General features: G+C 61.0%; 23 protein-coding genes and 1 pseudogene. 7 read left to right on the top strand and 17 right to left on the bottom strand.

Translation table 11 applies throughout. The annotated features are described in order from the left end of the window. Positions 1 to 36: 36 nt before the first annotated feature. The 5 genes from hglS to PMI18_RS25095 all read right to left on the bottom strand — a co-directional run bounded on the left by hglS (position 37) and on the right by PMI18_RS25095 (position 6308). Complete coding sequence (gene hglS, locus PMI18_RS25075) at positions 37 to 1428, bottom strand: 2-oxoadipate dioxygenase/decarboxylase HglS (protein WP_007896073.1); 1392 nt, start codon at positions 1426 to 1428, stop codon at positions 37 to 39. 129 nt (positions 1429 to 1557) lie between these two features. Continuing rightward, the gene (gene glcF / locus PMI18_RS25080; protein WP_007896070.1) at positions 1558 to 2775 is read right to left on the bottom strand and encodes a glycolate oxidase subunit GlcF; all 1218 of its coding nucleotides are present in this window, start codon (positions 2773 to 2775) and stop codon (positions 1558 to 1560) included. A 1-nt stretch (position 2776) separates the two neighbouring features. After that, a complete protein-coding gene (gene glcE / locus PMI18_RS25085) occupies positions 2777 to 3826 on the bottom strand; it encodes a glycolate oxidase subunit GlcE (RefSeq protein ID WP_007896069.1) in 1050 nt (349 codons plus the stop codon). Next, on the bottom strand, positions 3826 to 5325 hold the full coding sequence (gene glcD / locus PMI18_RS25090; protein WP_007896065.1) for a glycolate oxidase subunit GlcD: 1500 nt from the start codon (positions 5323 to 5325) through the stop codon (positions 3826 to 3828). Before glcD ends, glcE begins: the two co-directional genes overlap by 1 nt. A gap of 53 nt (positions 5326 to 5378) precedes the next feature. Beyond that, the gene (locus PMI18_RS25095; RefSeq protein WP_007896063.1) at positions 5379 to 6308 is read right to left on the bottom strand and encodes an alpha/beta fold hydrolase; all 930 of its coding nucleotides are present in this window, start codon (positions 6306 to 6308) and stop codon (positions 5379 to 5381) included. A 208-nt stretch (positions 6309 to 6516) separates the two neighbouring features. Between PMI18_RS25095 and PMI18_RS25100 the strand changes: the two genes are divergently transcribed. Further along, positions 6517 to 7590, top strand: coding sequence for a diguanylate cyclase (locus tag PMI18_RS25100; protein WP_007896060.1), 1074 nt, complete (start codon positions 6517 to 6519; stop codon positions 7588 to 7590). Between the two features lie 214 nt (positions 7591 to 7804). Beyond that, a complete protein-coding gene (locus PMI18_RS25105; RefSeq protein WP_007896059.1) occupies positions 7805 to 9046 on the top strand; it encodes a M20/M25/M40 family metallo-hydrolase in 1242 nt (413 codons plus the stop codon). 147 nt (positions 9047 to 9193) lie between these two features. Here PMI18_RS25105 and PMI18_RS25110 read toward each other — a convergent pair whose 3' ends face one another. From PMI18_RS25110 to PMI18_RS25145, 8 genes and pseudogenes are all read right to left on the bottom strand, one after another. Next, positions 9194 to 10063: an isocitrate lyase/PEP mutase family protein gene (locus PMI18_RS25110; protein ID WP_007896057.1), complete on the bottom strand. Its 870-nt coding sequence runs from the start codon at positions 10061 to 10063 to the stop codon at positions 9194 to 9196. Between the two features lie 367 nt (positions 10064 to 10430). After that, positions 10431 to 11465: an arginine N-succinyltransferase gene (gene astA, locus PMI18_RS25115; RefSeq protein ID WP_007896054.1), complete on the bottom strand. Its 1035-nt coding sequence runs from the start codon at positions 11463 to 11465 to the stop codon at positions 10431 to 10433. Positions 11466 to 11526: 61 nt separating this feature from the next. Next, positions 11527 to 12543 carry an arginine N-succinyltransferase gene (locus PMI18_RS25120; RefSeq protein ID WP_007896052.1) on the bottom strand — a complete coding sequence of 339 codons (1017 nt, stop codon included), beginning with the start codon at positions 12541 to 12543 and terminating at the stop codon, positions 11527 to 11529. 119 nt (positions 12544 to 12662) lie between these two features. Further along, positions 12663 to 14012 carry an APC family permease gene (locus PMI18_RS25125; RefSeq protein WP_007896051.1) on the bottom strand — a complete coding sequence of 450 codons (1350 nt, stop codon included), beginning with the start codon at positions 14010 to 14012 and terminating at the stop codon, positions 12663 to 12665. Positions 14013 to 14069: 57 nt separating this feature from the next. Continuing rightward, positions 14070 to 14822, bottom strand: coding sequence for an N-formylglutamate amidohydrolase (locus tag PMI18_RS25130; RefSeq protein ID WP_007896049.1), 753 nt, complete (start codon positions 14820 to 14822; stop codon positions 14070 to 14072). Further along, a pseudogene (locus PMI18_RS25135) lies at positions 14806 to 16136 on the bottom strand (glutamine synthetase). Before PMI18_RS25135 ends, PMI18_RS25130 begins: the two are co-directional and overlap by 17 nt. Further along, positions 16133 to 16777, bottom strand: a complete 645-nt coding sequence (locus PMI18_RS25140) for an isochorismatase family cysteine hydrolase (protein ID WP_007896044.1) — start codon at positions 16775 to 16777, stop codon at positions 16133 to 16135. Before PMI18_RS25140 ends, PMI18_RS25135 begins: the two are co-directional and overlap by 4 nt. A gap of 2 nt (positions 16778 to 16779) precedes the next feature. Beyond that, positions 16780 to 17634: a MurR/RpiR family transcriptional regulator gene (locus PMI18_RS25145; protein ID WP_007896042.1), complete on the bottom strand. Its 855-nt coding sequence runs from the start codon at positions 17632 to 17634 to the stop codon at positions 16780 to 16782. A 341-nt stretch (positions 17635 to 17975) separates the two neighbouring features. Here PMI18_RS25145 and PMI18_RS25150 point away from each other — a divergent pair, with 341 nt between their 5' ends. Next, a complete protein-coding gene (locus PMI18_RS25150) occupies positions 17976 to 18548 on the top strand; it encodes a histidine phosphatase family protein (RefSeq protein ID WP_033035820.1) in 573 nt (190 codons plus the stop codon). Continuing rightward, entirely contained in the window at positions 18548 to 19303 is a 756-nt protein-coding gene (gene cobF / locus PMI18_RS25155) for a precorrin-6A synthase (deacetylating) (RefSeq protein ID WP_007896039.1), read from the top strand. The genes PMI18_RS25150 and cobF overlap by 1 nt, the downstream gene beginning before the upstream one ends. A 114-nt stretch (positions 19304 to 19417) precedes the next feature. Here the strand turns inward: cobF and ftrA are convergent, their stop codons facing one another. Beyond that, positions 19418 to 20392 carry a transcriptional regulator FtrA gene (gene ftrA, locus PMI18_RS25160; RefSeq protein WP_007896038.1) on the bottom strand — a complete coding sequence of 325 codons (975 nt, stop codon included), beginning with the start codon at positions 20390 to 20392 and terminating at the stop codon, positions 19418 to 19420. A gap of 101 nt (positions 20393 to 20493) precedes the next feature. Between ftrA and PMI18_RS25165 the strand changes: the two genes are divergently transcribed. Then, complete coding sequence (locus PMI18_RS25165) at positions 20494 to 20928, top strand: rhodanese-like domain-containing protein (protein WP_007896037.1); 435 nt, start codon at positions 20494 to 20496, stop codon at positions 20926 to 20928. A gap of 174 nt (positions 20929 to 21102) precedes the next feature. Here PMI18_RS25165 and PMI18_RS25170 read toward each other — a convergent pair whose 3' ends face one another. Further along, positions 21103 to 21747, bottom strand: a complete 645-nt coding sequence (locus PMI18_RS25170) for a type 1 glutamine amidotransferase (RefSeq protein WP_007896035.1) — start codon at positions 21745 to 21747, stop codon at positions 21103 to 21105. Positions 21748 to 22069: 322 nt separating this feature from the next. On the opposite strand from PMI18_RS25170, the gene PMI18_RS25175 reads away from it, so the two are divergent. Beyond that, on the top strand, positions 22070 to 22849 hold the full coding sequence (locus PMI18_RS25175) for an ABC transporter substrate-binding protein (protein WP_007896033.1): 780 nt from the start codon (positions 22070 to 22072) through the stop codon (positions 22847 to 22849). 186 nt (positions 22850 to 23035) lie between these two features. After that, positions 23036 to 23752, top strand: coding sequence for an alpha/beta hydrolase (locus tag PMI18_RS25180; protein WP_007896031.1), 717 nt, complete (start codon positions 23036 to 23038; stop codon positions 23750 to 23752). 11 nt (positions 23753 to 23763) lie between these two features. On the opposite strand, the gene PMI18_RS25185 is transcribed toward PMI18_RS25180, so the two are convergent. Together PMI18_RS25185 and PMI18_RS25190 are read right to left on the bottom strand one after the other, a co-directional pair. Continuing rightward, positions 23764 to 24351, bottom strand: coding sequence for a hypothetical protein (locus PMI18_RS25185; RefSeq protein ID WP_007896029.1), 588 nt, complete (start codon positions 24349 to 24351; stop codon positions 23764 to 23766). A gap of 138 nt (positions 24352 to 24489) precedes the next feature. Beyond that, positions 24490 to 26292 carry a B12-binding domain-containing radical SAM protein gene (locus tag PMI18_RS25190; protein ID WP_007896027.1) on the bottom strand — a complete coding sequence of 601 codons (1803 nt, stop codon included), beginning with the start codon at positions 26290 to 26292 and terminating at the stop codon, positions 24490 to 24492. Positions 26293 to 26309 lie beyond the last annotated feature (17 nt).

The following is a 26309-nucleotide window of genomic DNA, read 5'->3' as shown; positions in this document are numbered from 1 at the left end:
GCGGGGACTCCCTCGCCACAAAGTGTGTTTGACTGGTCAAGTCGGACTCGGCAATCCCAATGTCTTGCAGCACTCATCAACCGACCGCCGCTGCGTCTCGGCATACAGCCCCAATTCATCAATCGTCGACCTTCCCAAAGCCTTTTCGAACGCTTGCTGGTTCGAATGCACGCCATAGTGGGTTTGCGCCGCATCCCCCAGGTTCGACTGAAAAATCCCCGCCGCACTGACTGGCAGAAAGTCTTCGTACACCAGCGGTTCAACCCGCACATAGCCGTCGCGGAGCAAATCCTCCAGCGACACGTCTTTCAGTTCATCCGCGGCCAGGCCTTTTTCTGTCACGAAGTAGCGGAAATACGCCAGTTCCTGTTGGCGCATTTCCTCGACGGTGTCAGGAAATTCGCCAAAGTGCTGCGTCATTAGCGCGTTGTAGCGTGCGGAGTTGGCTTCGTTGGGGAAGTCCTTCAGTTCATCCCGGGCGGCGTTGAGCAAGCGGTCGTAAAGCGCCCGGCCTTTGGGGGTGAGCGCCGCGCCGCGTTGCTCGATTTCACCGAAACGGGCGCTGTGGCTGCCACGGGTTTCGGCCTGATCGGTAAAAGCAATCGGCTCGTCCAGCGCCTTGAAGCTGGTTTGACGCAGCAGGATCGGGCATTGGCGGCGAGGCGGGCCTTCGATCACCGCTTTGGGGGTGATGCCATGGGCGGGCATTTGCGCCTGGACGATGTCGATGTCCAGGGTGCGTGGCGTCAGGTGGTTGATGTGTGGGCCTTTGAACGCCACCACGTCGGCGATCAGTCGATGCTGGGCGCTGAGTTGCTGGTACTGCTCGGCGGTGACGGTGGCGCTGTGGTGCCAGCGGAAGGTCTCCAGGGCTTGTGCGACGAAGTCCTGCGCCTCGTATTCGGTCAGGCCGCCCTGGGTTTCAGCGCGTTCAATGAGGGCCAATGCCGCCGGGGTGAAGATCGAGCGCGTATCCAGCACCGACTGGGCAAAGGCCCGCAGTTCGGTGTCTTCGATCAGTTCCAGGCGCAGCAGCGAGGTGAACACCCGGAACGGGCTGACCTGCAACGCTGCCTCATGCACGGCACGGAACGCGGTGGAATGCACCGGCACGCCGGCTGGGGTCAGGTCGTAATAGCCCACCGGTTGCATGCCCATCACCGCAAACAGGCGGGCGAGGGTCGCCAGTTCGGTGGCGGTGCCGACGCGAATCGCACCGTGGCGTTCCAGGTCCAGCCGCTGAATTTCGCCAGTGCTGTGCAGCTGTCGGGCGATCTGCGGGTCGCTGTCCAGCACGTGGCGGTTGGTCTGTTCCACCAGTTCCATCAGCGCGCCGTACAGCGGCACTTCTTCGCGGTACATGTCGGACATCGCTTTGGAGAAGCGTTGGCGGATCAGGTCAGGGCTGATGAAGTTCGGATGGCTCATGAAAAGTTTCCTGGCGCAGTGACGTAACGGATGCCGGAAAAGATCGCAGCCTTCGGCGGCGCCGACAAACGAAGTTTCTGACGAACTTCATTCTGCCAAGGACTGTTCTTGCAACACCGCCCCGTTCGTTTAACGCAGCACTTGGTCGACCAGTTCGATCCAGTGCCTGACTGGCGTTCGTCCGGCGCTGTTGAGATGGCTCTGACAGCCGATGTTGGCGGTGGCGATGACTTCGGGGTGGCCGCTTTCCAGGGCGTTGAGTTTGTTGTCGCGCAGTTGCCGGGCCAGCTCCGGTTGGGTGATCGAATAGGTGCCGGCCGAGCCGCAACACAAATGACTGTCGGGCACCGCCGTGAGATTGAAGCCCAACCGCGTCAGCACGGCTTCTACCGCGCCGCCGAGTTTCTGTGCGTGCTGCAAGGTGCAGGGGCAATGGAAGGCGATCCGCTGGTCAGTGGCGGTGCAGACCCGTTCCAATGGTTCATCGGCCAGCACTTGCACCAGGTCCAGGGCCAGTTCGCTGACCCGCTGGGCTTTGGCCGCATAGACCGGGTCGCGCTCCAGCAGATGCCCGTAATCCTTGATGAAGGCGCCGCAGCCGCTAGCGGTTTGCACGATGGCTTCGGCGCCGTTTTCCAGGTGCGGCCACCAGGCGTCGATATTGCGTCGGGCGCGGTCCAGGCCCATGGCTTGGGCGTCGAGGTGATAGTCCAGCGCACCGCAGCACCCAGCTTCGGGCGCTGGGATCACGCTGATCCCCAGCCGATCCAGCACCCGCGCCGTCGCGGCATTGGTGTTCGGCGACAGACCGGGCTGCACGCAACCCTCGAGTATCAGCACCCGGCGAGCATGCCGAGGGGCAGGGCGCTCGCCTGCGGCGGGTAGGTCGTGGGGCAATTTTGCCTCTATGCCCCGTGGCAGCAATGGCCTGAATGTGGCGCCGATTTGCAGCAAAGTCTTGAACAGATTCGGGTTCGGCGCTAGCGCCCGCAACCCCTGACGCAACAACCGCTGACTGGCCGGGCGCGGCACCGCTTGATCGATCACGGCGCGGCCGATGTCCAGCAGGTTGTGATAATCCACCCCGGACGGGCAGGTGGTTTCGCAGTTGCGGCAGGTCAGGCAGCGATCCAGGTGCAACTGGGCTTTGGCCGTGGCGGGGGCGCCTTCGAGGACTTGCTTGATCAGGTAGATGCGCCCACGCGGCCCGTCCAGTTCGTCGCCCAGCAGTTGGTAGGTCGGGCACGTGGCGTTGCAGAACCCGCAATGCACGCAGGTGCGCAGAATCTTGTCTGCCTCTTCGGCGCGGGGCAGTAGTTTGGACTGTTCGCTGAGATTGGTTTGCATACTAGAGTTCCGCGTACATCCGCCCAGGGTTGAACAGCCCTTGCGGGTCCAGTTGCGCCTTGAGTTGCCGGTGATAGCGCAGCAGCGCCGGGGCCAGCGGCTGGAATGGCGTCTCGCTGACGCCATGACTGAAACAGGTGGCGTGACCGCCGAGTTCACGGGCTCGCGACTGAATGTTGTCGGCGCCGGACTTCAACCAGCGTTGCGCGCCACCCCAGTCGATCAATTGCTCACCGGGCAAGTCCAGAGGCCCGAGGTTGTTGGGGAATGACAAGCGCCACAGCGCCAAGCCCTCATTGAAAAAGTCTAGCCGTTGTTCGTTCAGGTCGGCCCAATAACTGGAATCCAACGGTTCACCGCCGAGCCGTTGATGGGCGGCCGCGACCGAACCTTCGCCGCCTTCGAGCCGCAGATACAGACGCTGACCGTCGTGGCAGGCAGCGCTGATGGGCAGTGGTTGCTGGCCCCATTGCGCCAGATTTTCCAAGGCGCGGGCGCAGTCGATGTCCAGGCTGATGCTCAAGCATTGCCGGGGTTTGGGCAGCACTTTGAGCGAGACTTCGGTCAGCACGCCAAGGCAGCCATAGCTGCCGACCATCAGGCGCGAGAGGTCGTAGCCGGCGACGTTTTTCATCACTTCACCGCCGAAGCGCAGGTGGGTGCCGAGGCCGCTGATCACTCGGGTGCCGAGGACAAAATCACGCACTGAACCAGACCACGGCCGCCGCGGCCCGGACAGCCCTGCGGCGATCATCCCGCCAACAGTGGCGCCTTCGCCGAACGATGGCGGCTCGCAGGGCAGCATTTGCCCCTTTGCATCCAGTGCGGCAAGCAGTTCGCTCAGCGGCGTGCCGGCGCGAACGCTGATCACCAGCTCCGTCGGGTCGTAGCTGACGATGCCGCGATGGGCGCGGGTATCGAGTATTTCTCCGGCCACTTCACGGCCGAGAAACGCTTTGGTGTTACCGCCCTGAATGCGCAGCGGCGTGGCGTTCGCGCGCGCCTGTTTGACCTGCTCCAGCAGGGTTTCACTGGCATCGAAGTCCGGCATCAGAAACGCTCCAGCTCAGGAAACGGCAGTTGCCCGGCGTGGATGTGCATCGCGCCGAATTCCGCGCAGCGGTGCAGGGTCGGGATGTTCTTGCCGGGGTTGAGCAGGCCCTTTGGGTCGAACGCGGCTTTGACGGCGTGAAACAGCGTTAACTCGTCACTGTTGAACTGCGCGCACATCTGATTGATTTTCTCGCGGCCGACGCCATGTTCGCCGGTGATGCTGCCGCCGACTTTCACGCACAGTTCAAGGATCTTGCCGCCGAGGGCTTCGGCCCGTTCCAGTTCTCCGGGCTGGTTGGCGTCGAACAGGATCAGCGGGTGCATGTTGCCGTCGCCGGCATGGAAAACGTTGGCCACACGCAAGCCGTACTCTTGCGCCAGGCTGGCGATGCCCTTGAGCACACCGGGCAATTCGCGGCGGGGGATGGTGCCGTCCATGCAGTAGTAATCCGGCGAGAGGCGGCCAATTGCCGGGAAGGCGTTCTTGCGCCCGGCCCAGAACCGCACGCGTTCGGCTTCGTCCCGAGCCTGGCGCACCTCGCCGGCCCCGGCTTGTTGCAAGACCTCGCGGACCCGCTCGCAATCGTCGTGGACATCGGCTTCGACGCCGTCCAGTTCGCACAGCAGGATCGCCTCGGCGTCCACCGGGTAACCAGCATGGATGAAGTCTTCGGCAGCGCGGATCGCCAGGTTGTCCATCATCTCCAGGCCTCCGGGGATGATCCCGGCGGCGATGATCTCAGCCACTGCGCGACCGGCCTTTTCCACGGAATCGAAACTCGCCAGCAGGACTTTGGCGACTTGGGGTTTGGGCAGCAGCTTGACCGTGACTTCGGTGATGATCCCGAGCAAGCCTTCGGAGCCGGTGAACAGGGCCAGCAAGTCGAAGCCCGGTGCGTCCAGCGAATCGGCGCCGAGGGTCAGGTGTTCGCCTTCAAGGGTCAGCACTTCTAGTTTCAGCAGGTTGTGCACGGTCAGGCCGTATTTGAGGCAATGCACGCCGCCGGCGTTCTCCGCGACGTTGCCGCCGATGGAGCAGGCGATTTGCGAGGACGGGTCCGGCGCGTAATACAGGCCGAAGGGCGCCGCCGCCTGGGAAATCGCCAGGTTACGCACCCCCGGCTGGACCCGTGCGGTGCGGGCGGCGGGGTCGATGTGCAGAATGTTGTTGAACCGAACCATCACCAGTAGCACGCCTTTGTCCAACGGCAGTGCACCGCCGGACAACCCGGTGCCGGCTCCGCGCGCCACCACCGGCACGTTGCGGGCATGACAGAGCCGGAGCAGCGCTTGCACCTGTTCCAGCTGCCGGGGCAGGGCGACCAGCATCGGCGTGGTGCGATAGGCCGAGAGGCCGTCGCATTCGTAGGGTTTGAGTTCTTCTTCGCGCCAGAGAATGTCCAGGTCCGGCACCTCCTGTTGCAAGGCTTTGAGTAACGCAGCCTTGTCCACGTTCGGCAGAACACCGTCGATGCGTTCGTCGTAAAGAATGTTCATGATCGCGCCTCATATGAATCGCTGAACATCACCCCCGAATTATCCGCCGAATATCATGAGCGATGTGTCTCCAAAAACTCCCGGTACAACCGCGCTGTATTGGCCGGTTGCTCAACCATCGGCATATGACCGACACCGTCCCAGATTTCCACCCGCAAATCGGCGATGCCCTTGCTCCAGACCGGTACGCTGCTGACATCGATCAAACGGTCTTTGCGCCCCCACAGGAGCAGCGCCGGGCATTTGATGTCGGGCAGTTTTGGCTCCATCGGCGGGCTGGCGTGGAAGTCCCTGAAGATTTCTTCCAGCTCGTCGCGCTGCTGTTCATAGCGCTGGGCGACGGCGTCCAGCACGATCCCCGGCACCCATGGCGGCGAGACCATGGTCATGGCGTAGAAATACTGGAATTCCTCCCGGGAATGAATCAAAAACGGGTTGTGGCCGCGGGCCAGGTGTCGCTCCATGTCGCTGGGCTCCGGGGCGGTGACGCCGGCCGGGTCGAGCAGCGCCAGCGAGATAATGCGCTCCGGGTAGTTGGCCGCCAGCCACGCCGCGATGTAGCCGCCCATGGAGTTGCCGATCACATGCACCTTCTCGACCCCACAGACATCGAGCAACTGGATCAACCGTTTGGCCTGGACTGGAATGTCATAGCCACCGCCGGCCTTGAAGCCGGTTTCACCATGACCGGCGAGGTCAGGAATAATCACCCGGTAGTCATCGACAAAATGCCGGGCGAAGCGCAGCCAGATGTTCTTGTCGGCGCTGTAGCCGTGCAACATGAGTACACTGCTGGAGGCTTCGTAAGGGCCGCCTTGCCAGGTCGAGACGGTCATTTCGGTGATCGGCACGACGATCTTGTGCAATCGGTACAGCCGGGCCTCCAGCGCCATGTTCAAGTCATAGAGCCAGTAACCGATGGTCGGGTAGCTCAACCAGCTCCAGGCCACGAAGACGGCGATAGTGACAACCAACAAAAGCATCAGGCTATTCCTTTGCAGTGATCAGGGCAGGTTGTTTATCGATCCTTCCCTTCATGTATAGACCAAACATTGGGCACTCAGCTCATGGCGAGGTCATGCTATTCAGACCGCCAACCGGTGATGGCTATTTGCCGTTGCCCTGATAGACTTCAAACACACTTTCAATCCCGTGTGTTGTCAGGCTCCGTTCAGTGGTACAGAGGCCGCTATGGAAAAAAAGGGAGGAAAGGGACTTTCACTGGCCAGGAGGCTTTACGCGTCGCGAATCCTGGGTTTGGCCCTGGGGTTATTGTGCGTCGGCGCAGGGATGTATCCACTCGACCCGGCGCCTTGGGTCTGGGGGGTGATGCTGATCAACGGGCTGCTCTGGCCCCATGTGGCTTATCAATGGGCACGCCGGGCGAAAATTCCTTTTCACGCCGAACACCGCAATATCCTGATAGACGCGTTTCTCGGCGGTTTCTGGGTCGCCGCCATGCAGTTCAATCCGCTGCCCAGCGCGGCCACACTGTCCATGATGGCGATGCACAACGTGGCCATTGGCGGTTTGCGTTTTCTGTTGGTGGGCGCCGTCGCGCAGGTGCTCGGGATAGGCCTCGGGCTGCTGGTGTTCATGCCGGCTTTTGTCCCGCAAACCAGTCCGTTCCAGCTATACGCCTGTCTGCCTTTGCTGTCGATTTATCCGCTGTCCCTGGGCTGGATCTGCTTTCGTCAGGCCGATACCCTTGGCCGACACAAGCGCGAACTGCTGGCCCTGAGCCGCACCGACAGCCTGACTGGCCTGCTGAATCACGGCGCCTGGAAAGATCAGCTGGAAATCGAGTTTCAGCGCTGCCAACGCCAGCAGCAGGGCGGGGCGATTGCGCTGATCGACATCGACCATTTCAAAATCATCAACGACACCTACGGCCATGTCGCCGGGGACATCGTCCTGCGTCAGCTGAGCAAGATGCTCAAGCAGAACCTGCGTGCAGCAGATGTCGCCGGGCGCTATGGCGGCGACGAATTCTGCGTGCTGCTGCCGGACCTGCCGCTGGACCGCGCGGCCGTGGCGATGGATGCGCTGCGTGATCGTTTCGCCACGTTGGGGTACGAGCAGAACCCGGCATTGAAAGTCAGTTTGAGCATCGGCCTGGCCGCCTTCAACCCGGCCCACGACGACGCGACCCTGTGGCTCAACGACGCCGACCAGGCGCTCTACGAAGCCAAGACCACCGGCCGCAACCGCGTCATCTGCCACAGTGATGGTAAGCCGCATAAGGCGATGCTCGATTCGGTGTAACCCAATCACCACAAATCCCTGTGGGAGCGAGCCTGCTCGCGATGACGGCGGCACATTCAACATCTCCGTGATTGTCAGACCGCTATCGCGGGCAAGCCCGCTCCCACAGGGGATGTGTGGTCAATCGGGTTTGTGTATGTCGCATCCGGTGTAGAGCCTTGCGTCGTAGTCAGGTAGGGTATTTTCGACCCCGACACGAAACAAGGATCGATTCATGACGTTCAATCTCTCTCGCTCCCTCCTGGCCACCAGCCTCGGCCTGACCCTGGCCCTCGGCGCCTTCACCCCCGCAGCCTTCGCCGAACCCCATAAACAAGTCCTCGCCGATGCCGAACAGTACAAGGGTGAAGCCCTGAAACTGCTGGAACGGTTGGTGAACATCGACTCCGGTTCCGGTTATGAACCGGGCCTGACCCAGGTGAGTGACATCGCCATCGAGGAGTTGAAGAAGCTTGGTGCCACCATCGAACTCGTGCCCAACACCCCGGACAAGAGCAACCATGTGTTGGCCACCCTCAAAGGCACCGGCAAGGCGAAAATCCTGCTGATGGCGCACATGGACACCGTGTTCAAGGAGGGCTCCGCTGCTGCGCGCCCGTTCCAGATCAAGGACGGCCGCGCTTACGGGCCGGGTGTAATGGACGACAAGGGCGGCATCGTCGCCGGGATCTATGCGCTGAAAGTCCTGAAAAATCTCGATTTCAAGGACTACGCGCAGATCACTTTTCTGCTCGACGCCAGTGAGGAAACCGGCTCGGACGTCGCCACCGACCTGATCAAGAAAACCGCCAAGGCCCACGACGTTACCCTCAACCTCGAACCGGGTCGCCCGGCCGATGGCCTGGTGGTGTGGCGCAAAGGCAGCGCCACCGCCGTGGTCGAGGTCAAAGGCAAGGCATCTCACGCCGGCGTCGCGCCGGAGCTGGGGCGCAATGCGGCCATGGAAGCCGCGCACCAGATCCTGCAACTTGGCAAGCTGGGGGATGCAGAGAAGAAAACCACCATCAACTTCACCGTGCTTAACGCTGGCGACCGCACCAACGTGATTCCGGATCAGGCCACCGCCAAGGCTGACGTGCGGGCAGCGGTGCCGGAAGAGTTCGACCGGATCGAAAAAGACCTGGCACGGGTTTCCAAGGACAAACTGATTCCCGAGACTGAAGTCACCACCACCCTGAAGCGCGGCTTGCCGCCGATGCCGCAAACGGCGGAGTCGGATCGCTTGATGGCCATGGCCCAGGGGATTTACGGCGAAATCGGCCGCAAGCTGACGGAAGAAGGCAGCGGCGGGGCGGCGGATGCCAGCCTGTCGGCCGGGGTGGGTACGCCGACGCTGGATGGGTTCGGGATTGTCGGCGGCAATATCCATACCCCCGAGGAATACGCCGAGGTCGAGAGCGTGGCGCCACGGATTTATCTGCTGTCGCGGATGATTATGGAATTGACCAAGCAATAATCGGCCAGATCATTCCTTGATGTGGGGCAGTTCTCTGTGGCGAGGGGGCTTGCCCCCGTTGGGGCGCGAAGCGGCCCCCTGCATTCTTTCAGCCCCACCGAATCGCCTGGGTTTACGACTGCTGCGCAGCCGAACGGGGGCGAGCCCTCACTCCTTGACGCTCATATATTCCTTCGCCCAAACGATGTATTCCTCAGGCTGCGTGTACGTATGCGTCAGTTCAGTCGCGCTCAGATCCGACGCCTGGGTAAAGATCTGCCGCTGTTCGCGCAGGCTGTCGTAAGTGGCCTTGATCGCCGCGAAGTAGGCGCCATGGCCGTCGATGGTGACGCGCACGCCCAGTTCGGCGAGGCGTTTGTCGTCGCGCAGCAGTGGGTTGCCGTAGGTGACCAGCATCAGCGGTACGCTCAGGTGCTCGGCGATTTGTTCGAGGTGGTCGAAGTCCCGCACGCCCACCATGCAAATCCCGTCCGCCCCGGCCTGTTGGTATTGCTGGGTGCGGCTGATGATTTCCTGAACCGGCAGGATCCCGGCATTGGTCCGGGCGATGATCGCCATTTCCGAGTCGACCCGGGCTTCGAGCGCCGCGCGAATCTTGCCGACGCCTTCGGCAACCGTGATCAGGTCAGTGGATTTGCGGCCGAATTGCGCGGGCAGCAAAGTGTCTTCAATGGTCAGGGCGGCCACGCCGGCGCGTTCGAGTTCGACGATGGTGCGCATGACGTTGAGCGCGTTGCCATAGCCGTGGTCGGCGTCGGCGATCACCGGCAATTGGGCTACGCGGCCGATGCGGGTGGCCTGCTCGGCGAACTCGCTCAGGGTGATCAAGGCAAAGTCGGGGGCGCCCAGCACCTGCAACGACGCGACCGAACCACCGAGGATCCCCACCTCAAAACCCAGGTCGGCGGCGATGCGCGCCGACATCGGGTCGAAGACCGACGCCGTGTGGTAGCAGGCGTTGGAGGCGAACAGTTGGCGGAAATTACGGCGCAAATCTTGATGAGACAGCCTGGACATATGAGTTCCACCAATACAAAGGAATGGAAGGGCTTGAGCAAAAGTGTCAACGCCGAAAGAACAAAAGGCTATCACGGGGAAGGGTAAAGAATGATGACGAATTTGCCGGCCTTGGGATGCAAGATCAAAAGATCGCAGCCTGCGGCAGCTCCTGCAGGAGTGCATTTCATCTGGATTGACACGATCCTGGCCTCGACGCGATCCCTTGTAGCAGCTGCCGAAGGCTGCGTTCGAGTGCGAAGCGCTCGCCATCACAAATCGGAAGTGATGCATAAAAAGATCGAGTCGGCGATCAGTCTCAAAGACTGAGTTGGAAAGTTTACGACTGCTACGCAGCCGAACGCAGGCTTCGCCAGCTGCTACACGATCACGCCGCCACTGCCTGCTGCTGTTGATTGCGCAGCGGCACGGCGCGGACCGAGTTGCCGGGTTGCAGTTGCAGGCGTTTGGCGGTGAGTCGGTCGACGATCAGGCTGTTGCCGACCAGCCGCGCCTGGGCGGTGGTGATGCGGCAGTTTTCCAGGCGGCGATTGTGGATCAGCCACACCGGCGCCTGGTCGTCGGGCGTGCCGATGGCCAGCTCCAATCGTTGGCTGTCACGCACCGTGCGGATTCTCGACACCGGGGCTTCGATCACTGGGCCGGCGTCGAAGATGTCGATGTAACCCTTATGGGCAAACCCCTCGGCGGTGAGGATCTTCAGCGCAGGTTCGCTGTTCGGGTGTGGCTTGCCGATCACCGCTTGGGCCTGTTCGGTGAGCAGGCAGGTGTAGAGCGGTTGACGCGGCATCAGTTCGGCGATGAACGCTTTGCTGCCCAGCCCCGACAAGTGATCGGCATGGCTGAAATCCATCTTGAAGAAGTGCCGGCCCAGGCTGTCCCAGAACGGTGAGCAGCCTTGTTCGTCGGCACTGCCGCGCAATTCGGCAATGAGCTTGTCGCCGAACAGGTGAGGGAATTCGGCAACGAACAGCAGGCGCCCCAGCGACAGCAGTCGACCATTATTGCCGTGACGTTGATCGTGTCGCAGAAACAGCGAACAGATTTCCGATTGGCCGGTCATTTCGTTGTTCAGGAACAACGTAGGGATCTGGCGCGCAATACCCAGGTCCGGCGACGAGCTGACCGTCAATCCGACCCGGTAGTTGTACCAGGGCTCCCGCAGGCCGACAGCGCCCACCAGGGCACTGACGCCGACCACTTGTTGATCGTCGTCCTCGAGCACGAACAGGTAATCGGCATCCGCACGCTCGACTTGTTCGGCAAAGGTGCGCTGAGACCAGCGCACTCGGTGGGTCAGGCGTTCCTCACTGGCCGGCAGGGTGGTGACCCCGGGGGCGGCCCGTTGCACCAAATCCAGCAGGGCGGGCAGGTCGGTGACTTGAACCGGGCGGACAATCATGATGCAGCTCCTTCTTCGCGCTTGTTCGAGCGCTGTCGTTGGGCACGGGGCCGGTGGCGGCTCACAGGGCGATCAACCGGATCGTGCTGGCGTCGGTCACATTCAGGGCCGCGCACATCTCGGCGCTCAAGGCCACGGGTTGCCCGGCGTGGTAGTCCAGTTCGGCAACAATGGCGCGGTAGTCCTTCAACGAGTCGTTGCTCACCAAGTAACTGCCGCGCGCATCGATGGCTGAGCCAGGGTGTACCGTGCCGGTCTGGCTTTGGGCGATAGAGCGAATGTTCGAGGTGCGTGCGTACAACGTCGGGCCACCGTCGAACAGGTCGATGTAGCTGTTGGTCTCGAAGCCTTCGCGTTCAAGAATGTCGAAGGCCTCCTGACCGTCGGGATGAATCCGGCCGATACAGGCCTGTGCCGCCGGCGGCAGCATCGGCACGTAGATCGGGTAATGCGGCATCAGTTCGGCGAGAAATGTCCGGCTCTGCAGACCGCAAAGCCGCTCGGCCTCGACGTACGGCAGGTCGAAGAAATGCTTGCCCAGCGCATCCCAGAACGGTGACTGGCCCTGTTCGTCGCTGTAGCCAACGATTTCGGTGATCACCGCTTCGGCAAAGCGCGCCGTGTGTGCGGCGATGAACAGCAGCCGTGCCCGGGACAGCAATTCGGAAAACCGCGTGCGTTCCAGTGCCGCGTCGATATGGAAACCGCGCAGCAACGTATGACCACTGAGGTCGTGGCACAACGACAGCGCCGGCACTCCGTGCTCGATGTTCAGCTCCCGTGAGGCGCTGGTGAAATGGCGGTTGCGCAAACTGTAGAACGGCTCGTTGAACCCTGCGGTGGCGAGGATTTCCGAGCAGCCCGCCAGACGACGGGTCGTCAGATTTTCCAACACGAAGAAGTAATTCTCCGGACCAGGACCCTGCACGGCTTTTTCGAACGAAGCGCAGGAGTCGAGAATCTTCTCGCGCAGGCGTTCGGTGTCGTCCGGCAAGGACGTGACCCCCACCAGACTGTCGCGCGCCAGTTGCTGCAACTGGGGCAGGTCGGTTAACTCCACCGGGCGTAAGGCCAGCATGGATGTACTCCTGTATCAAAGGGTTCGGCGATTTGCACCGAACCTGACTATCACTGTCGGTTTCCACGCTTGAAATCGGCAGTCGCCTGAATTCATGTCAGACGCTGCCCTTTTTCTTGTCAGCCATTGCTTGGGTCGGGCAGTGCTGTGCTGGCACCCAGTTTGTTGAGGAAGAATAGATAGACCAGCCCCAGGGCAATCCAGATCAGGCCGAGTTTCTGTGCATCGACGCCCATGTTGTACATGATGGCCGCGACGATGATGAAGCCGATCACCGGGCAGATCAGGTGACGGATCACCTGGCCGGACTTCTGCCGACGCCAGTAATAGTTGATGACGGTCAGGTGCAGCAACATGAAGCCGCTCAGGGCGCCGAAGTTCACCAGGGAGGTGAGGGTGTCCACCGAGTTGATGAACAGGTAGCAAATCACCAGCGACAGCACCGCCACCAGATAGATGCTCAAGTACGGCGTGTTGTGTTTCGGGTGCACCTTGGCTAGCACTTTCGGCAGTTTGCCGTCCCGGGCCATACCGAACAGCAGGCGCGAAACCGCCGCTTGCGAGGTGATCGCGACGGCGACGCCCCAGGCCAGGGCGGTGGCGACGGCGGTCAGGGTTGCCAGCCAGCTGCCGGCGGCGATTTCGGCGATTTCATAAAACGCAGTGTCGGCGGACTTGAAGCCCAGGCCGGCGGCCAGATCCGTGGCAATCCAGGTCTGCACGACGAAGATCACGCCCATCACCAGCAATGTGATCAGCGCAGCTTTGCCGACGCTACGGCCCGGGTCGCCCTTGATTTCTTCGGCGAGGGTGGAAATGGCATCGAAGCCGAGGAACGACAGCACCGCAATCGACACCGCTTGCATCAGCAGGGCGAAGTTGAACGTCTCGGCGTTGTACAGCGGCGCCAGGGTGAGTTGACCGTTACCGCCGCCGCTGTGCAGGGCATTCCAGGCATAGAACAGGAAGATCCCCAGCACCACCAGTTGCGCCAGTAGAAAAACGATGTTCATCCGCGCGGTGAAGGTGATACCCCGCAGGTTGACAAAGGTGGCGCTGACCAGAAAGGCCAGGATGAAGCCGACTTTCGGGATGTCCGGGTACAAATGATTCAGCGCCATCGCCGCGTAGACGTAGAGCAGCGGCGGAATCAGCAAATAATCGAGCAGCATCAGCCAACCGGCGATAAACCCGACATGCGGGTTTAAGCCGCGTTGTGCGTAGGAATACACGGAGCCCGCAATCGGAAAGGCCCGGGCCATGCTGCCGTAACTGAGGGCGGTGAACAGCATCGCCACCATGCCGATGATGTAGGCCAGTGGCACCATCCCCGGCGCTTCGGCGTTGACGTAACCATAAACGCCGAACGGGGCGATGGGGATCATGAAGATCATCCCGTACACCACCAGGTCCGTCAGTGACAGGCTACGTTTCAACTCTTGCTTGTAGCCGAATTCTTCTATTTCCATGAAGCCCTTCTCCTTGATTTGAAAGCAGCTGCACGCTGCGAGTTTGAAGCTATTGCTCTACAGCAGTGGCGCCAGATAGTCGGTCCAGCGACCGATGTCCTCGGGCGTACGCAACAGATCGTTGCGCACCTCGATCAACACCGACTCAAGCCCTCGTGCATCGCCGTGAACCGGCACGGTCATGTCACCCAGCGGATCGACTTTGTACGGCTGATTACCCGCGACTTTCAAGGGGTGCCGACTCAACCCGTCAATCACTCGCTGGGCGTACTCCCCGGCCTGTCCGTACAACACGCCGACTTCCAGCGTTCGTGGCTGGCCGTAATATATCGGCGTGAAACTGTGAATCCCCACCACGCGAACCGATCGACCTTGCGCCACACGGGCGTCGATCAAGGTTTGCAGGCGTGTATGAAACGGCTTGAACAGGCAGTGTCGACGGTATTCCCGAGTGGCCTCGTCCAGGTCCCGATTGCCCGGCACCTGATAAATCTCACTCTGCAACGCAATGCTGTCCGGCGCATGGCGCGGGCGGTTGAGGTCGATCAACAGCCGTGAGTAGTTGGCCGCCAACAGGGTAGCGCCCAGTGCTTGGGACAAGCCCTCGGCCAGCGCCAGGGCACCAATGTCCCAGGCGATGTGTTCACGGGCGGCTTCATGGCTCAAGCCCAGATCATTCAACCCGGCCGGGATAAAACGACTGGCGTGTTCACACACCAGAATCAGCGGGTGCCCGGAGGCTTCCCGGCTCAGGGTGTACGCAGGCTGGGTGTAGAACCCCAGTTCGGCGGACTCAGTACAGTCGCGCATAGTGCTCACAAAGATCGGCGGGCGAGAGCTGTTCCGTCAGCGTCAGTTCCTCGGTTTTAAGGGCGAAGTAGGTGTCCAGCAAGGCGCTCGGCAGGGCTTCGATCAGCGCCTCGCTGTTGCGCAGGCATTCCAGGGCCTGGGACAGGGACGCGGGCAGGGCGACGATGCCGCGCGCCTGGCGTTGCTCTTCGTTCAGCGAATCGGGGACTTCATCGGTGATCGCGTTCAGGGCCAGGCGCTGCTCGATGCCCAGGCGTCCGGCGATCAGCAATACGGCCATGGCCAGATGCGGTGAGGCGGTGGCGTCCATGGCGCGAAATTCCAGGTTGTACTGCGCTGCCACAGCTTTGCCACCCAGGCTCACGGTCGGGCAAATCCGCAGCGCCGCTTCGCGGTTGCGTTGGCCGAGGCAGGCGTAGGAAGCGCTCCAGTGATGGGGCTGCAGGCGCTCGTAGGAAACCGGTGTCGGCGCGGTAAAGGCGCAGAGCGCCGGCAAATAGTGCAGAACGCCGGCGGCCCAATGCTGGCCGAGGGTCGACAGGCCATTGACAGTGCCGGCGTCGTACATCACCGGGTGACCGGCCAGATCCTGCAGGCTCACGTGCAGATGCACGCCATTGCACACCGCCTGCTCGGAGGTCTTGGGCGCGAAACTCAGCTTCAGGCCCATTTGCCGGGCGATTTCACGGGTGATCTCGCGCACGTTCACCGCGCGGTCGGCGGCGGCGACGCCGAGGGCTGGGCGGCAGGTGATTTCGTATTGGTGCTTGCCGTATTCCGGCAGGAACATCTCCGGCTCCACACCGCCGGCACGCAGTGCACTGAGCAGCCAGCCGCCGAACTCGGCGCCCTGGCGTTGGGCTTCGAGGGAGAACGCCAGATGCTCAGCCGCGCCGCTGCCGAGGTTGAATTCATGTTCGAACGCGGCGTTGATCTGCAGTCCCAATTCGCTGCGATAACGCTCCACCTCGTTGCGCAACAGCGTGCGCGGGCAGGCGCCCCACGGGCGGCCATCGGTTTCGCGAATATCGCCGTGAATGAAGTCCAGCGCCGGGGCATTGGCGTCCGGGCCGTTGTTGACGGTCACACGGCTGCTCAAGTCGGGAATCAGCCGCAAGTCTCCATACGCACCCCATGGATTGCTGGCGGCGATGATGTCTTGCGGGGTCAGGGCGCTGTTGGCGGCACCCAGCCGCAGCCCGCCACCTGATAGGCATCGAGTTCGTCGGTAGGAAAGGAACGGCCGCGTGTCACGCCGATCAGGTCGGTGGTGACAATCGTGGTCATAGGCAGTGGCGACAGGCGAGCGCTCATGGCTGCATCTCCTGTAACCGTCCGAGCACGGTCTGGGTGTCGGTGATCCAGCAGTAGCCCTTGATGGCGTTCAGGCAGGCGTAATGCCGTTGTTCGGTGTAAGTGGCGCAGGCATCCTCGACCAGCGTCACCAGGTAACCGCGGTCGGCGGCGTCCCGCACGGCCATGTCGACGCACTGGTCGGTGACGATGCCGGCGATGATCAGGTGTCGGGTTTCAAGGTTGCGCAGCACGTAATCGATGTTGGTGGAATTGAAGACCCCGGAAGAGGTCTTGGGCAGCACGATTTCGTTTTCGATTGGCGTCAGGTCATCGATGATTCGCGCTTGCGGGCTGCCCTTGGGCAGGTGCATGTCCGAGAGTTTGTGGTCCAGCGAGCGATCGCGACCATCGGCGGTGAGGCTTTCGATGAGCGTGTGCAGCACGTTTTGTCGTGCATTACGAAAGGCACTGAGCAACCGGCGTTGATTGGGCACCACTTGCATGTGGGCGCGGGTCAGAAAGTACTCGGCATCCGGCCCGTTGAGGTGCGCGTCGAACTGCGGCTCGAGCCAGGCACGCTGCATGTCCACCAGCAACAGCGCGGTGTGGTCGGCGGCAAACGGCAAGTCCCGGGGCGAGTGGTGGGGGAGCGTGAACATCCTTATTTATCCTCCAGCAGGTGAGTGTCGAAGTCGGTCCGCAGGGCATCGATGCCTTCCAGGCGATCGGCCAGATCGGGGCTGCGCAAGGACAGGCAGGCTACCAATGCTTCAACCTGGGCCAGCGACGGAACCATCGAGTCGAAGGCCGACGCCGATTCCACCGGTGCACTGATGATCAGGTCGGCCATTTCTCGCAGCGGTGACGCGTAGATATCGGTGAACAGCACGACCCGCGCATGTCGACTCTTCGCGGCATTGGCGACCCGCAGGGCCTGGGACTGGTAGCGGCGATAATCGAACACCAGCACCACGTCCTGACGCTGCACGTCGAACAGCCGGTCCGGCAATTGCGCGTTGTCTTCCAGGGCAAAACAGCCGGGCCGCAACAGGCGCAGATGGTTGAGTAAATAGTTGGCGAGGAAACTGCTGAAGCGCCCGCCAAAGCAATGGACCTGATGGCGGGTGTCGAGCAGCCATTCCACCAGAATTCGTACATCTTCGGGTTGGGTCAGCGCCTGGGTGTCGACCAATGCCCGATGGCTGCTCGCCAGATAGTGGTTCCAGGGATCATCCTTTTTGAGATGGGCGCGGGGTTGCAACAGGGTACTGGGAGAGCGCAGGCGGTCATCCATGTCGCTGAGCAACGCTTCCTGAAAATCGGCATAACCGCCGAAACCAAGCTTTTTTACCAGCCGCACGATGGTCGGATCGCTGACACCGGCGTGTTCGGCCAGACGTGACATCGGGCCCAGTCCGTTACGCGGGTACTGATCCAGCAACGCACGTACGACTTTGCGTTCCGACGGCGTGAGTTCCAGGCCGGGATCGGTGATCAGGTCTCTGAGAGAGGGCATCCGGGCTCCTGCTGGATGAATGTGTCGGTTTCATTTCATAATTCGCTAAAACAGTATTTATGTAACGGGTGCTACATGTCTAGCGAATTTTTCCACGGATTTTCCAAGCCCCCAAATGGGGCGAAAACCCCGTGCGCCGGGGGCTACGCGGATGTCGACTGACGTTGTAGGACATCGCCCATAGTAGTGTCAGAGATCGCTACTTTTTCGGGACAAAATGGGCCTGCGAAGCCGATCGACTGCCTGAAACGAAGCGCCCTGAATCGCGCTTCTTGCGGCACAATGACCCGGTTGTTTGCGGCGTCTTGCCGTTTTCCATCCTATCGACAGAGTGATCTTCCGTGCAGGCGACCCGCTTGACCCTGATGTGCCACGCTCGAACCGTCGCACAAAAATTGGCGCGTTTTCCTACAAATGAGCCGTTGGAAATGGATTGGCAATCGGCGAAGGGGTCGCGTTGCCGCCAGTTCAAGGGCACCCCCCGTTTGCTCTGTGGCCCGGAACTGCGGACCCGCCAAACCGCTGAGCTGTTTGGCGACGATGTGGAGATTGTCGCGGCACTGGCAGATTGCGATTTCGGACGCTGGAAAGGCACATCGATCGACGACCTGCAAACATCCGAACCCGAGACGCTCCAGGCCTGGCTCAATGACCCGACCTCGGCACCCCACGGTGGAGAATCGGTGGCACAACTCGGTGAACGGGTGGCTGCGTGGTTGAATAGCCTTGAGGCGACGCCGGGGCATGTCATTGCCATCACCCATCCTTTTGTCATCCGCGCCGCACTGATGCAGGTGCTGCAGGGCGCGGCGTTCAACCAGATCGACGTCGAACCGTTGTCGGCCATCGAATTGCGGTTCAACGGTTGCTGGCGACTACGCTTGATGGGCACGGACCCTGAGGGGACACATTGATGAAAAAACTTCTGGTCATCGGTGTCGGCGCCGGCAACCCCGACTACATCACGATGCAGGCGGTGAAGGCGCTGAACCGCGTCGATGTGTTTTTCCTCATGGACAAGGGCCAGAGCAAAGACAAACTGATCGACCTGCGCCGCGAGATCTGTGAGCGCTACATCACCGATCGCGACTACCGCTTCGTTGAAGCCCACAGCCCGGAGCGCGAGCGCGGGGATGTGGACTACAAGGCCAGCGTCGAAGATCTGAACCGCGCCAAGCAGCAGACCTTCGAGCGGCTGATCAACGAGGAAATGACTGACGACCAGTGCGGCGGTTTTCTGGTGTGGGGCGATCCTGCGTTGTACGACAGCACCATTCGGATTCTGCAGGCGATTCTGGCATCAGGCCGGTGTGTGTTCGAGTTCGAGGTAATCCCCGGAATCACCAGCGTGCAGGCGTTGGCGGCGCAACATAAGGTGCCACTGAATCGCATCGGTCGCTCGATTGAAATCACAACCGGCCGGCGATTGGCGGCGGGGCAGGTGAGTGACGCCGACAGCCTGGTGGTGATGCTGGATGCGCAAGATGCCTACCATCAGGTGGCCGATCAGGAGACGGAGATTTACTGGGGGGCTTACCTGGGGACGCCGGATGAAATTTTGATCAGCGGCAAACTCAAGGATGTCGCGGATGAGATTGAACGGGTGCGTAAGGCGGCGCGGCTGACGCATGGGTGGATCATGGATACCTATCTGTTGCGCAAGCCTTGAAATAATGGGTGTCCGGGGTGACGCCTTCGCGGGCAAGCCTCGCTCCTACATTGGATCTGTGGCAAGACTACTGTAGGAGCGAGGCTTGCCCGCGAAGAGGCCCTCAATAACACCTCAACAAATCGCCTTTACCTCACGCCCAAACCGCTCCCGATACACCGACGGCGGCACACCGACCACGTTGCGAAACGCCACCCGGAAACTCTCCACCGAACGATAACCACAGTGCTGGGCAATCTGCTCAGTGCTCTGGCGGGTGCTCTCCAACAATTCGCGAGCGCGGGCCAGGCGTTCATGCTGCAGCCATGCCTTGGGCGGCAGGCCGCTGGCTTCGGTGAACCGCCGCAGGAACGTGCGCTCACTCATGGCCGCCTCGCTGGCAAGGTCGCGAACTTCGAGCGGTTGGTGCAGACGTTCCCGTGCCCACTGCATGACCCGCGACAGATCGCTGCGCGGCGTCGGGCTGACCGGTGACGGAATGAACTGCGCCTGGCCGCCGGTGCGTTGCGGCGACATCACCAACCGCCGCGCCACCGAGTTGGCCACCTGAGTGCCGAAATCCCGCGCGACCAGGTGCAGGCAGGCATCAATGCCCGCGGCACTGCCGGCCGAGGTGATCAACTGGCCCGAATCGACATAGAGGACATCCGGGTCTACCTGAATGTTCGGAAAACGTTCGGCCAGTTCCGCGGTGTAGCGCCAATGCGTCGTGGCACCGTGACCGTCCAGCAAGCCGGTGGCCGCCAACACGAATACCCCGGAACAGATCGACAGCAATCGCGCCCCCCGGGCATGGGCCTGGCGCAGGGCGGCGAGCAAAGGTTCAGGCACCGCCGCGCTGCGGTCGCGCCAGCCGGGGATGATGATGGTCCGGGCCTCTTCAAGCAGTTCCATCCCGCCGTCGGCCAGCACCTGAATGCCGCCCATGGCACGCATCGGCCCTTGGTCGACGGCGACAATACGATGCTCATACCAAGGGAAATCGAACTCCGGCCGTGCCAGACCGAAGATCTCCACGGCAATGCCGAATTCGAAAGTGCAGAGGCCGTCGTAGGCCAGAATCGCGACCAATCCAGGGGTGGGCTGCATTTGGCGTAAAATTCCCGGTGAGTGTCTTGTGCGCCACTGTAGCGGCAAGCGTAGGGCAGATAAAGTCTTCCCACACCCACCGAGACTTTGGAGTACAGCCCATGCCCAGCCTGGTTCGCGAAATTCCCGCAGCCCCATCTGCCATTGCCCTGATGCATTTCAGCAACCGTCTGACCTTCGAGACCGATTGTTCCGACGTCTTTGGTAGCCAACAGGCCGGCGAGGTGGATTTTGTCCTGGTCGACGTGCGCGGACCGTTGGCGTTCGAACGCGGACATGTGCCGGGCGCGATCAACATTCCGGGGCGACTGATCACGGCTGAAGGCCTGGCGGCCTATTCGAAGTCCACGCTGTTTGTGGTTTATTGCGCAGGCCCCCACTGCAATGGCGCCAACAAGGCTGCGGTGAAACTGGCGGCGCTGGGTTACCCGGTCAAGGAGATGATTGGCGGGGTAACTGGGTGGCTGGATGAGGGGTTTGAATTGAGTGTTGCGGTTGCACGCACCGCAACGGCGGTCATTGGTTGCGAATGCTGACATTCAGGCACAGGTGTTCAACTGTGGCGAGGGGGCTTGCCCCCGTTGGGTCGCGAAGTGGCCCCCAAACCAGTCACCGCGATCCCCAAGGATTTACGACTGCTTCGCAGCCGAACGGGGCGATGCGGCTTTCCGACAAGCCCCCTCGCCACAAAAACCCATCAATTCTCAGATTCAGCGATTAGCTGATGAAGCCGCCCACCACTCATCCAGCGTCACCTGCAACCAGCCAAACACGGCTGCATAGGCGGCGCTGTCCTGTGGACCCCGAGGCAACGGCGATTCCTCGGCAAAGTGCTCATTGAGGGTCGCCACCGATTCAGCATTCCACTCCGGGTGGAACTGCAACCCCACCCGAGTCGCCCCGACGCGGTACATCTGCTGCTCACACACGTCACTGCTGGCCAGCAATTGCGCATCCACTGGCAGATCGATCGCGTCTTCGTGCCATTCCAGCACCTTCAGCGTCTGGCCATCCGCAAAGGTCACGGTCGTCCAGCCAGTTTCGGGGCGAGACATCCGCCGCACATTCCCACTCAGGCTCAACGCCAGCAGTTGCGCGCCCAGACAAATCGCAAACACCGCCGCGTCCTGATCCAGACTGCCCGCCAGCCACTGACGCTCCGCTTCCAGCCACGTCGGCCCGGCGTTGGACTCATAAGGCCCACCCAACAGGATCGCGGGTGCCGCGCTCACCGGCGGCAACTGGCCGAGGTCGGCGCGAAACACGTTCAGCGTAATGCCACGGGCCCGGGCCCATTCGGCGATGGCGCCAGGACCTTCGGCAGGATGGTGCTGGATCAGGTTCAATGCGGGCATCACGCTTCTCTTACGGGGATGGGTTGGCGGGGTCAATGTGCCGCAAAAAAAGCTTCATCGCCAGCGCGACTGTTCAATCGGATCACGCCCGAAATCTTGTAGGTTTTGTCTGAAACAAAGAATTGTCCTACAGCCCTTGCACCACCTTGGCGCACGCTTCAAGTGCCTTGAATCCCGTGGCTGTTTTTCTATAAGTATTTGTCGCTTAAACGCAATTTGCCCTCCTGAAGCCGCTCTAGACTGCCGGCCACTTCGGTCTTCACTAACCGAAAGTTGCCAATCGAAAGCTGCCAATAAAAGCCTCCGCACACAGGAGTTATAAATGAAGAAGCGAGTGATGTTCGGTGCCCTGGCACTGTCGATGTTGTCCCTGACCGCCGTGGCCGAAGACGCCAAGCCGATTCGCCTCGGTATCGAAGCCGGTTACCCGCCATTTTCGATGAAAACCCCTGACAGCAAACTCACCGGTTTCGACGTGGACATCGGCGATGCGTTGTGTGAGCAGATGAAAGTGAAGTGCACCTGGGTCGAGCAAGAGTTCGATGGTTTGATCCCGGCCCTGAAGGTCAAGAAAATCGACGCGATCCTGTCGTCCATGACCATCACTGACGATCGCAAGAAGAACGTCGATTTCACCATCAAGTACTACCACACTCCGGCGCGCTTCGTGATGAAGGAAGGCACCGACGTCAAGGATCCGCTGACCGAGCTTAAAGGCAAGAAAGTCGGTGTGCTGCGCGCCAGCACCCACGACCGCTTCGCCACTGAAGTGCTGGTGCCGGCCGGCATCAACCTGGTGCGTTACGGTTCCCAGCAGGAAGCCAACCTGGACATGGTCGCCGGTCGCCTCGACGCGATGCTGGCCGACTCGGTCAACCTGGACGACGGTTTCCTGAAAACCGACGCCGGTAAAGGCTTCGCCTTTGTAGGCCCGACCTATGAAGACGCCAAGTACTTCGGCGGCGGTGCCGGCATCGCCGTGCGCAAGGGCGATAAAGAGCTGGCGGACAAATTCAACACCGCTATCACCGAAATCCGCGCCAACGGCAAGTACAAGCAAGTGCAGGACAAGTACTTCAATTTTGACGTTTACGGCCATTAATACGCCGTAGAAAAAAGTGGCCACTGTTGACGCGGTGGCCACTTTTTTATGCGCTCACTATTGAGATGAGAGACCTGTGGGAGCGAGCCTGCTCGCGATGGCGGCTTCAGCAACACCTGAAATGCCCCAGCATGCTTCACAGTGTTAGGCTTTGCCCCGAATCCTGCGCTCTGTGAAGGAAGGCTTATGTTGAAGTTGCTCGCTCTGCTCACGCTCTTGGCGTCCGCCGCCGTCCACGCTCAAGCCCCGCTGCACACCGATCTGCCGCTCAAGTACCTGGAGCAGGCCGACTCTGAATCCCGCAACCAACCCTTGGTGATTTTCCTGCACGGTTACGGCAGTAACGAGCAGGACCTGTTCGACATCAGGGATGAATTGCCGCCGCAGTACAACTACCTGTCGGTGCGGGCGCCGATGACCATGGAAGAGGGCAGTTACCAGTGGTTTCGCCAGAAGGGCGAGGGTGCCTATAACGGTGAGACGGACGACCTGAAGGCCAGCGGCCAGGTGCTGAGGGATTTTGTCGCACAAGCGGCGAAGAAATATCACACCGAAGCGGACAAGGTATTCCTGGTGGGTTTCAGCCAGGGCGCGATGATGTCCTACGAGGTCGCGTTGCGTCATCCCGACGCAGTGGGTGGAATTGCGGCACTGAGCGGGCGAATTCTGCCGGTGCTCGAATCCGAGCTCAAACCGGATGAAAAACGCCAGCAGCTGGCGATTTTCATCGGTCATGGCACCGCCGACAAACTCCTGCCCTACAACGACGGTACTGAGGCCGACAGCCTGTTGCAGCGCCTGTCACTCAAGCCCGAGTTTCATGCTTATCCGGGTGTCGGTCACAGCATCAGTGCCACCGAGATGCAGGATTTGAGCGCCTGGTTGCAGCGCCTCAATCCCTGAAACGTTCGGGTTTATTTGCCGCTGACGATTTGTTTCACCAGCGTTTCGTGGCCGGTTTTGTCGTTGGGGCGGGAAATGATCTGAACGATGGCCATGCGCGTGCCGGAAGCGGCCATCAACGTGCTGTCCAGCGTCATGCCACCGCCCTGAGTGGCGGTGCTGTCGAGCTGCCGAAGGCCCAGGCCCGTGCCTTTCTGGGTCAGACTTTTTTCGCTGGTTTTGTTGAAATCCGGCAAGGCGTTGCGTTGCTCGGTGGCAAACGCGGACACGGTGGCGTCAAGGAACTCGCCGTCGTTGTCCTTGACGTTGGCGCCGCCAGGGATGGTGTTTTCAGCGGCGATCACCACGGTTTTGGTGGTCTGGTTGGTGTACATCGTGCCCGTCGCCCCGGCGGTACCGGTGGCCGCATCGCCGGCTGGCAGCGGGTTGGCGATGAAACCCTTGGGCAGAGTGAAGGTGAACTTGCCACCGAGCATCGAGACCTTCTGGGCCGGCGCTTTGTCGCTGGCAGTGACCTTGGCCGCCTGGACATTCATGGCGCCCAGGCTGGCAACCGCCGTCAGCAGCAGAACAACGGCTTTTTTACTCAACAATGACATTCAAACTCTCCATGGGATGATCCGCGCTTTGACGGCGATCATCCCATGGAGGTCAGGAAGCACTCCAGCGCGAATGTGCTGACTGGTTACGCAGTACTGGCGAATGAGTTGGTTGTGGCGAGGGGGGCAAGCGCTCTCTCAAGCATCCACCGGCCACGTCCCACGCCGCACCATCTCCCTGACCCGATCGGCACCGTTGGCGCGCACCAGCAGTTCCATGCGGGCTTTTTCGATGTCTTCGGCGCTCCACTTCTCCGTGGCCATGGTGGCTTTTTCATGAGACCAGCCGTTGTCGTAGTGGCGGACTACGTATTGCTGCTGGTATTCCCACATTTCAGTGCCTGGAATCGGCGTGACGATAAAGGGATTGGCATAAGCCATACCTGCGCCCATCAGGTTGACGGCGTAGTCGATGGTATTACTGATCTGCCCCAGGCTTTCAATGAACGGTTGCTCACCGGCCGAAGCAGGCGGGTTGACGAAACCGAGCATGAACCCACCGGTGACCTGAATCCCGCATTCGGTAAACATCTGAATGATTTCGAAGGTTGCCTGCTGGATGGCGTTGAAGCGTGACTTGTTGGAGTTCACCAGGCTTTCTTCGTTGGCACTCTCCACTGCCAGATAAATGTTGTAGCAGCCGTTCTCGGCGATTGACCGGATGAATGCCTTTGCCGTTAGCCCGCCGCGAATGGCCGCGATGACATTGCGGTAATGGGGGCTTTTGAGTTCCTGTTCGTCGAGTTCGGCCAGAAATTGCTCGCCCTTGTGCAACAGCACCAGATTGAACAAGCTCAGCCCACCTTCCTCGACCCAGGGCAGGTTGTGTTTCTTCAATAATTTGCCGACTTCCATGGCGTACAGCGGGTCGTGCATCAGGTGATCGTCTTCGATCAGCACTTCAGTCACGCCCTGTTTGACCAGGTCGGCCAGGTGCAGATCAAACCAGTCCAGCCCAAGTGCCCGCCAGGGGCCGTTGATCTTGGGGATGTAGCAAAAGTTGCAATTGACGTTGCAGCCGATGGTGGAAAAGATCTGTGCCCAGGCCCCGTTCTTGCGCACCCTGGCCCCGGAGGAGTGATAAGGCTGCAGATAGTTGTTCATATCGAGGAAACTGAAGTCCGGCAGCGGCATCACGCCCAGACGCTCTTCCAGATCCTGCCGGGCCGGGACAATGCTCAAGTAGCTGGATTTGCGTGTCGGGCGAACCAACTGGCCGCTGTAGTTGCGGTAGGCAATACCCGGTACCGCGTCAACATTGCCGGCGTCATGGGTGAGGGCGTCGAGCAACAGGGTGAAGGCACGATCGGCTTCGTTGATCAGCGTGAAGTCGAAGGGCGAGTCGAGCAAGACGTTCTGCCAGTCGCCGCTCGAATGCGCGCCACCGGTGACCAGCAGCAAGTCGGGGTCGATGGATTTCACCAGATCGGCCAGCGCCCGTGCGTTGCCCCACTGCACGGTGTAGTTGCATTGGATGCCGACGATGTCCGGCTGGGCGTCTTCGATGATCTTGCGCATCTGCGCGTCGGTGAGGCCATAGCGGATCAAGTGGCCCTGATCGACTGCCACCAGTGTCTGTTCCTGAGACCAGCCGGCGAACGGCGCATCGACAATTTGCACGTCGTAACCGGCACGCCTGGCCACCGTGGCGATGCGCAACAGGCCGATGGGCGTACCCGCGCGCTTCATGACTTCGAACGTGTCGATGCCGATATCGGCAAACGCGCTGCCCAGCGGCACCGGTTCGATCAACCGTGTGTAGGGTGGCACGAATAGCAGCACTCGCGGGGCTTCGCCGTTGGCACGACGGCGAATGCCGCTGCGGCTCGATTTCAGTGAAGGCAGCCCCAGGTGCTGGAGTGCAGGTCGATTGGGGGCCACGCTAAAACGTGGCAGGTCGCGTTCAGTCCTTACTGTTCCTTCAGAGGCAATCAGGTCCATCTCCACAGCTCCTTTAC

Source organism: Pseudomonas sp. GM102, assembly GCF_000282555.1.
GTDB lineage: Bacteria > Pseudomonadota > Gammaproteobacteria > Pseudomonadales > Pseudomonadaceae > Aquipseudomonas.
This window is presented reverse-complemented; position numbering and strand designations above follow the sequence as displayed.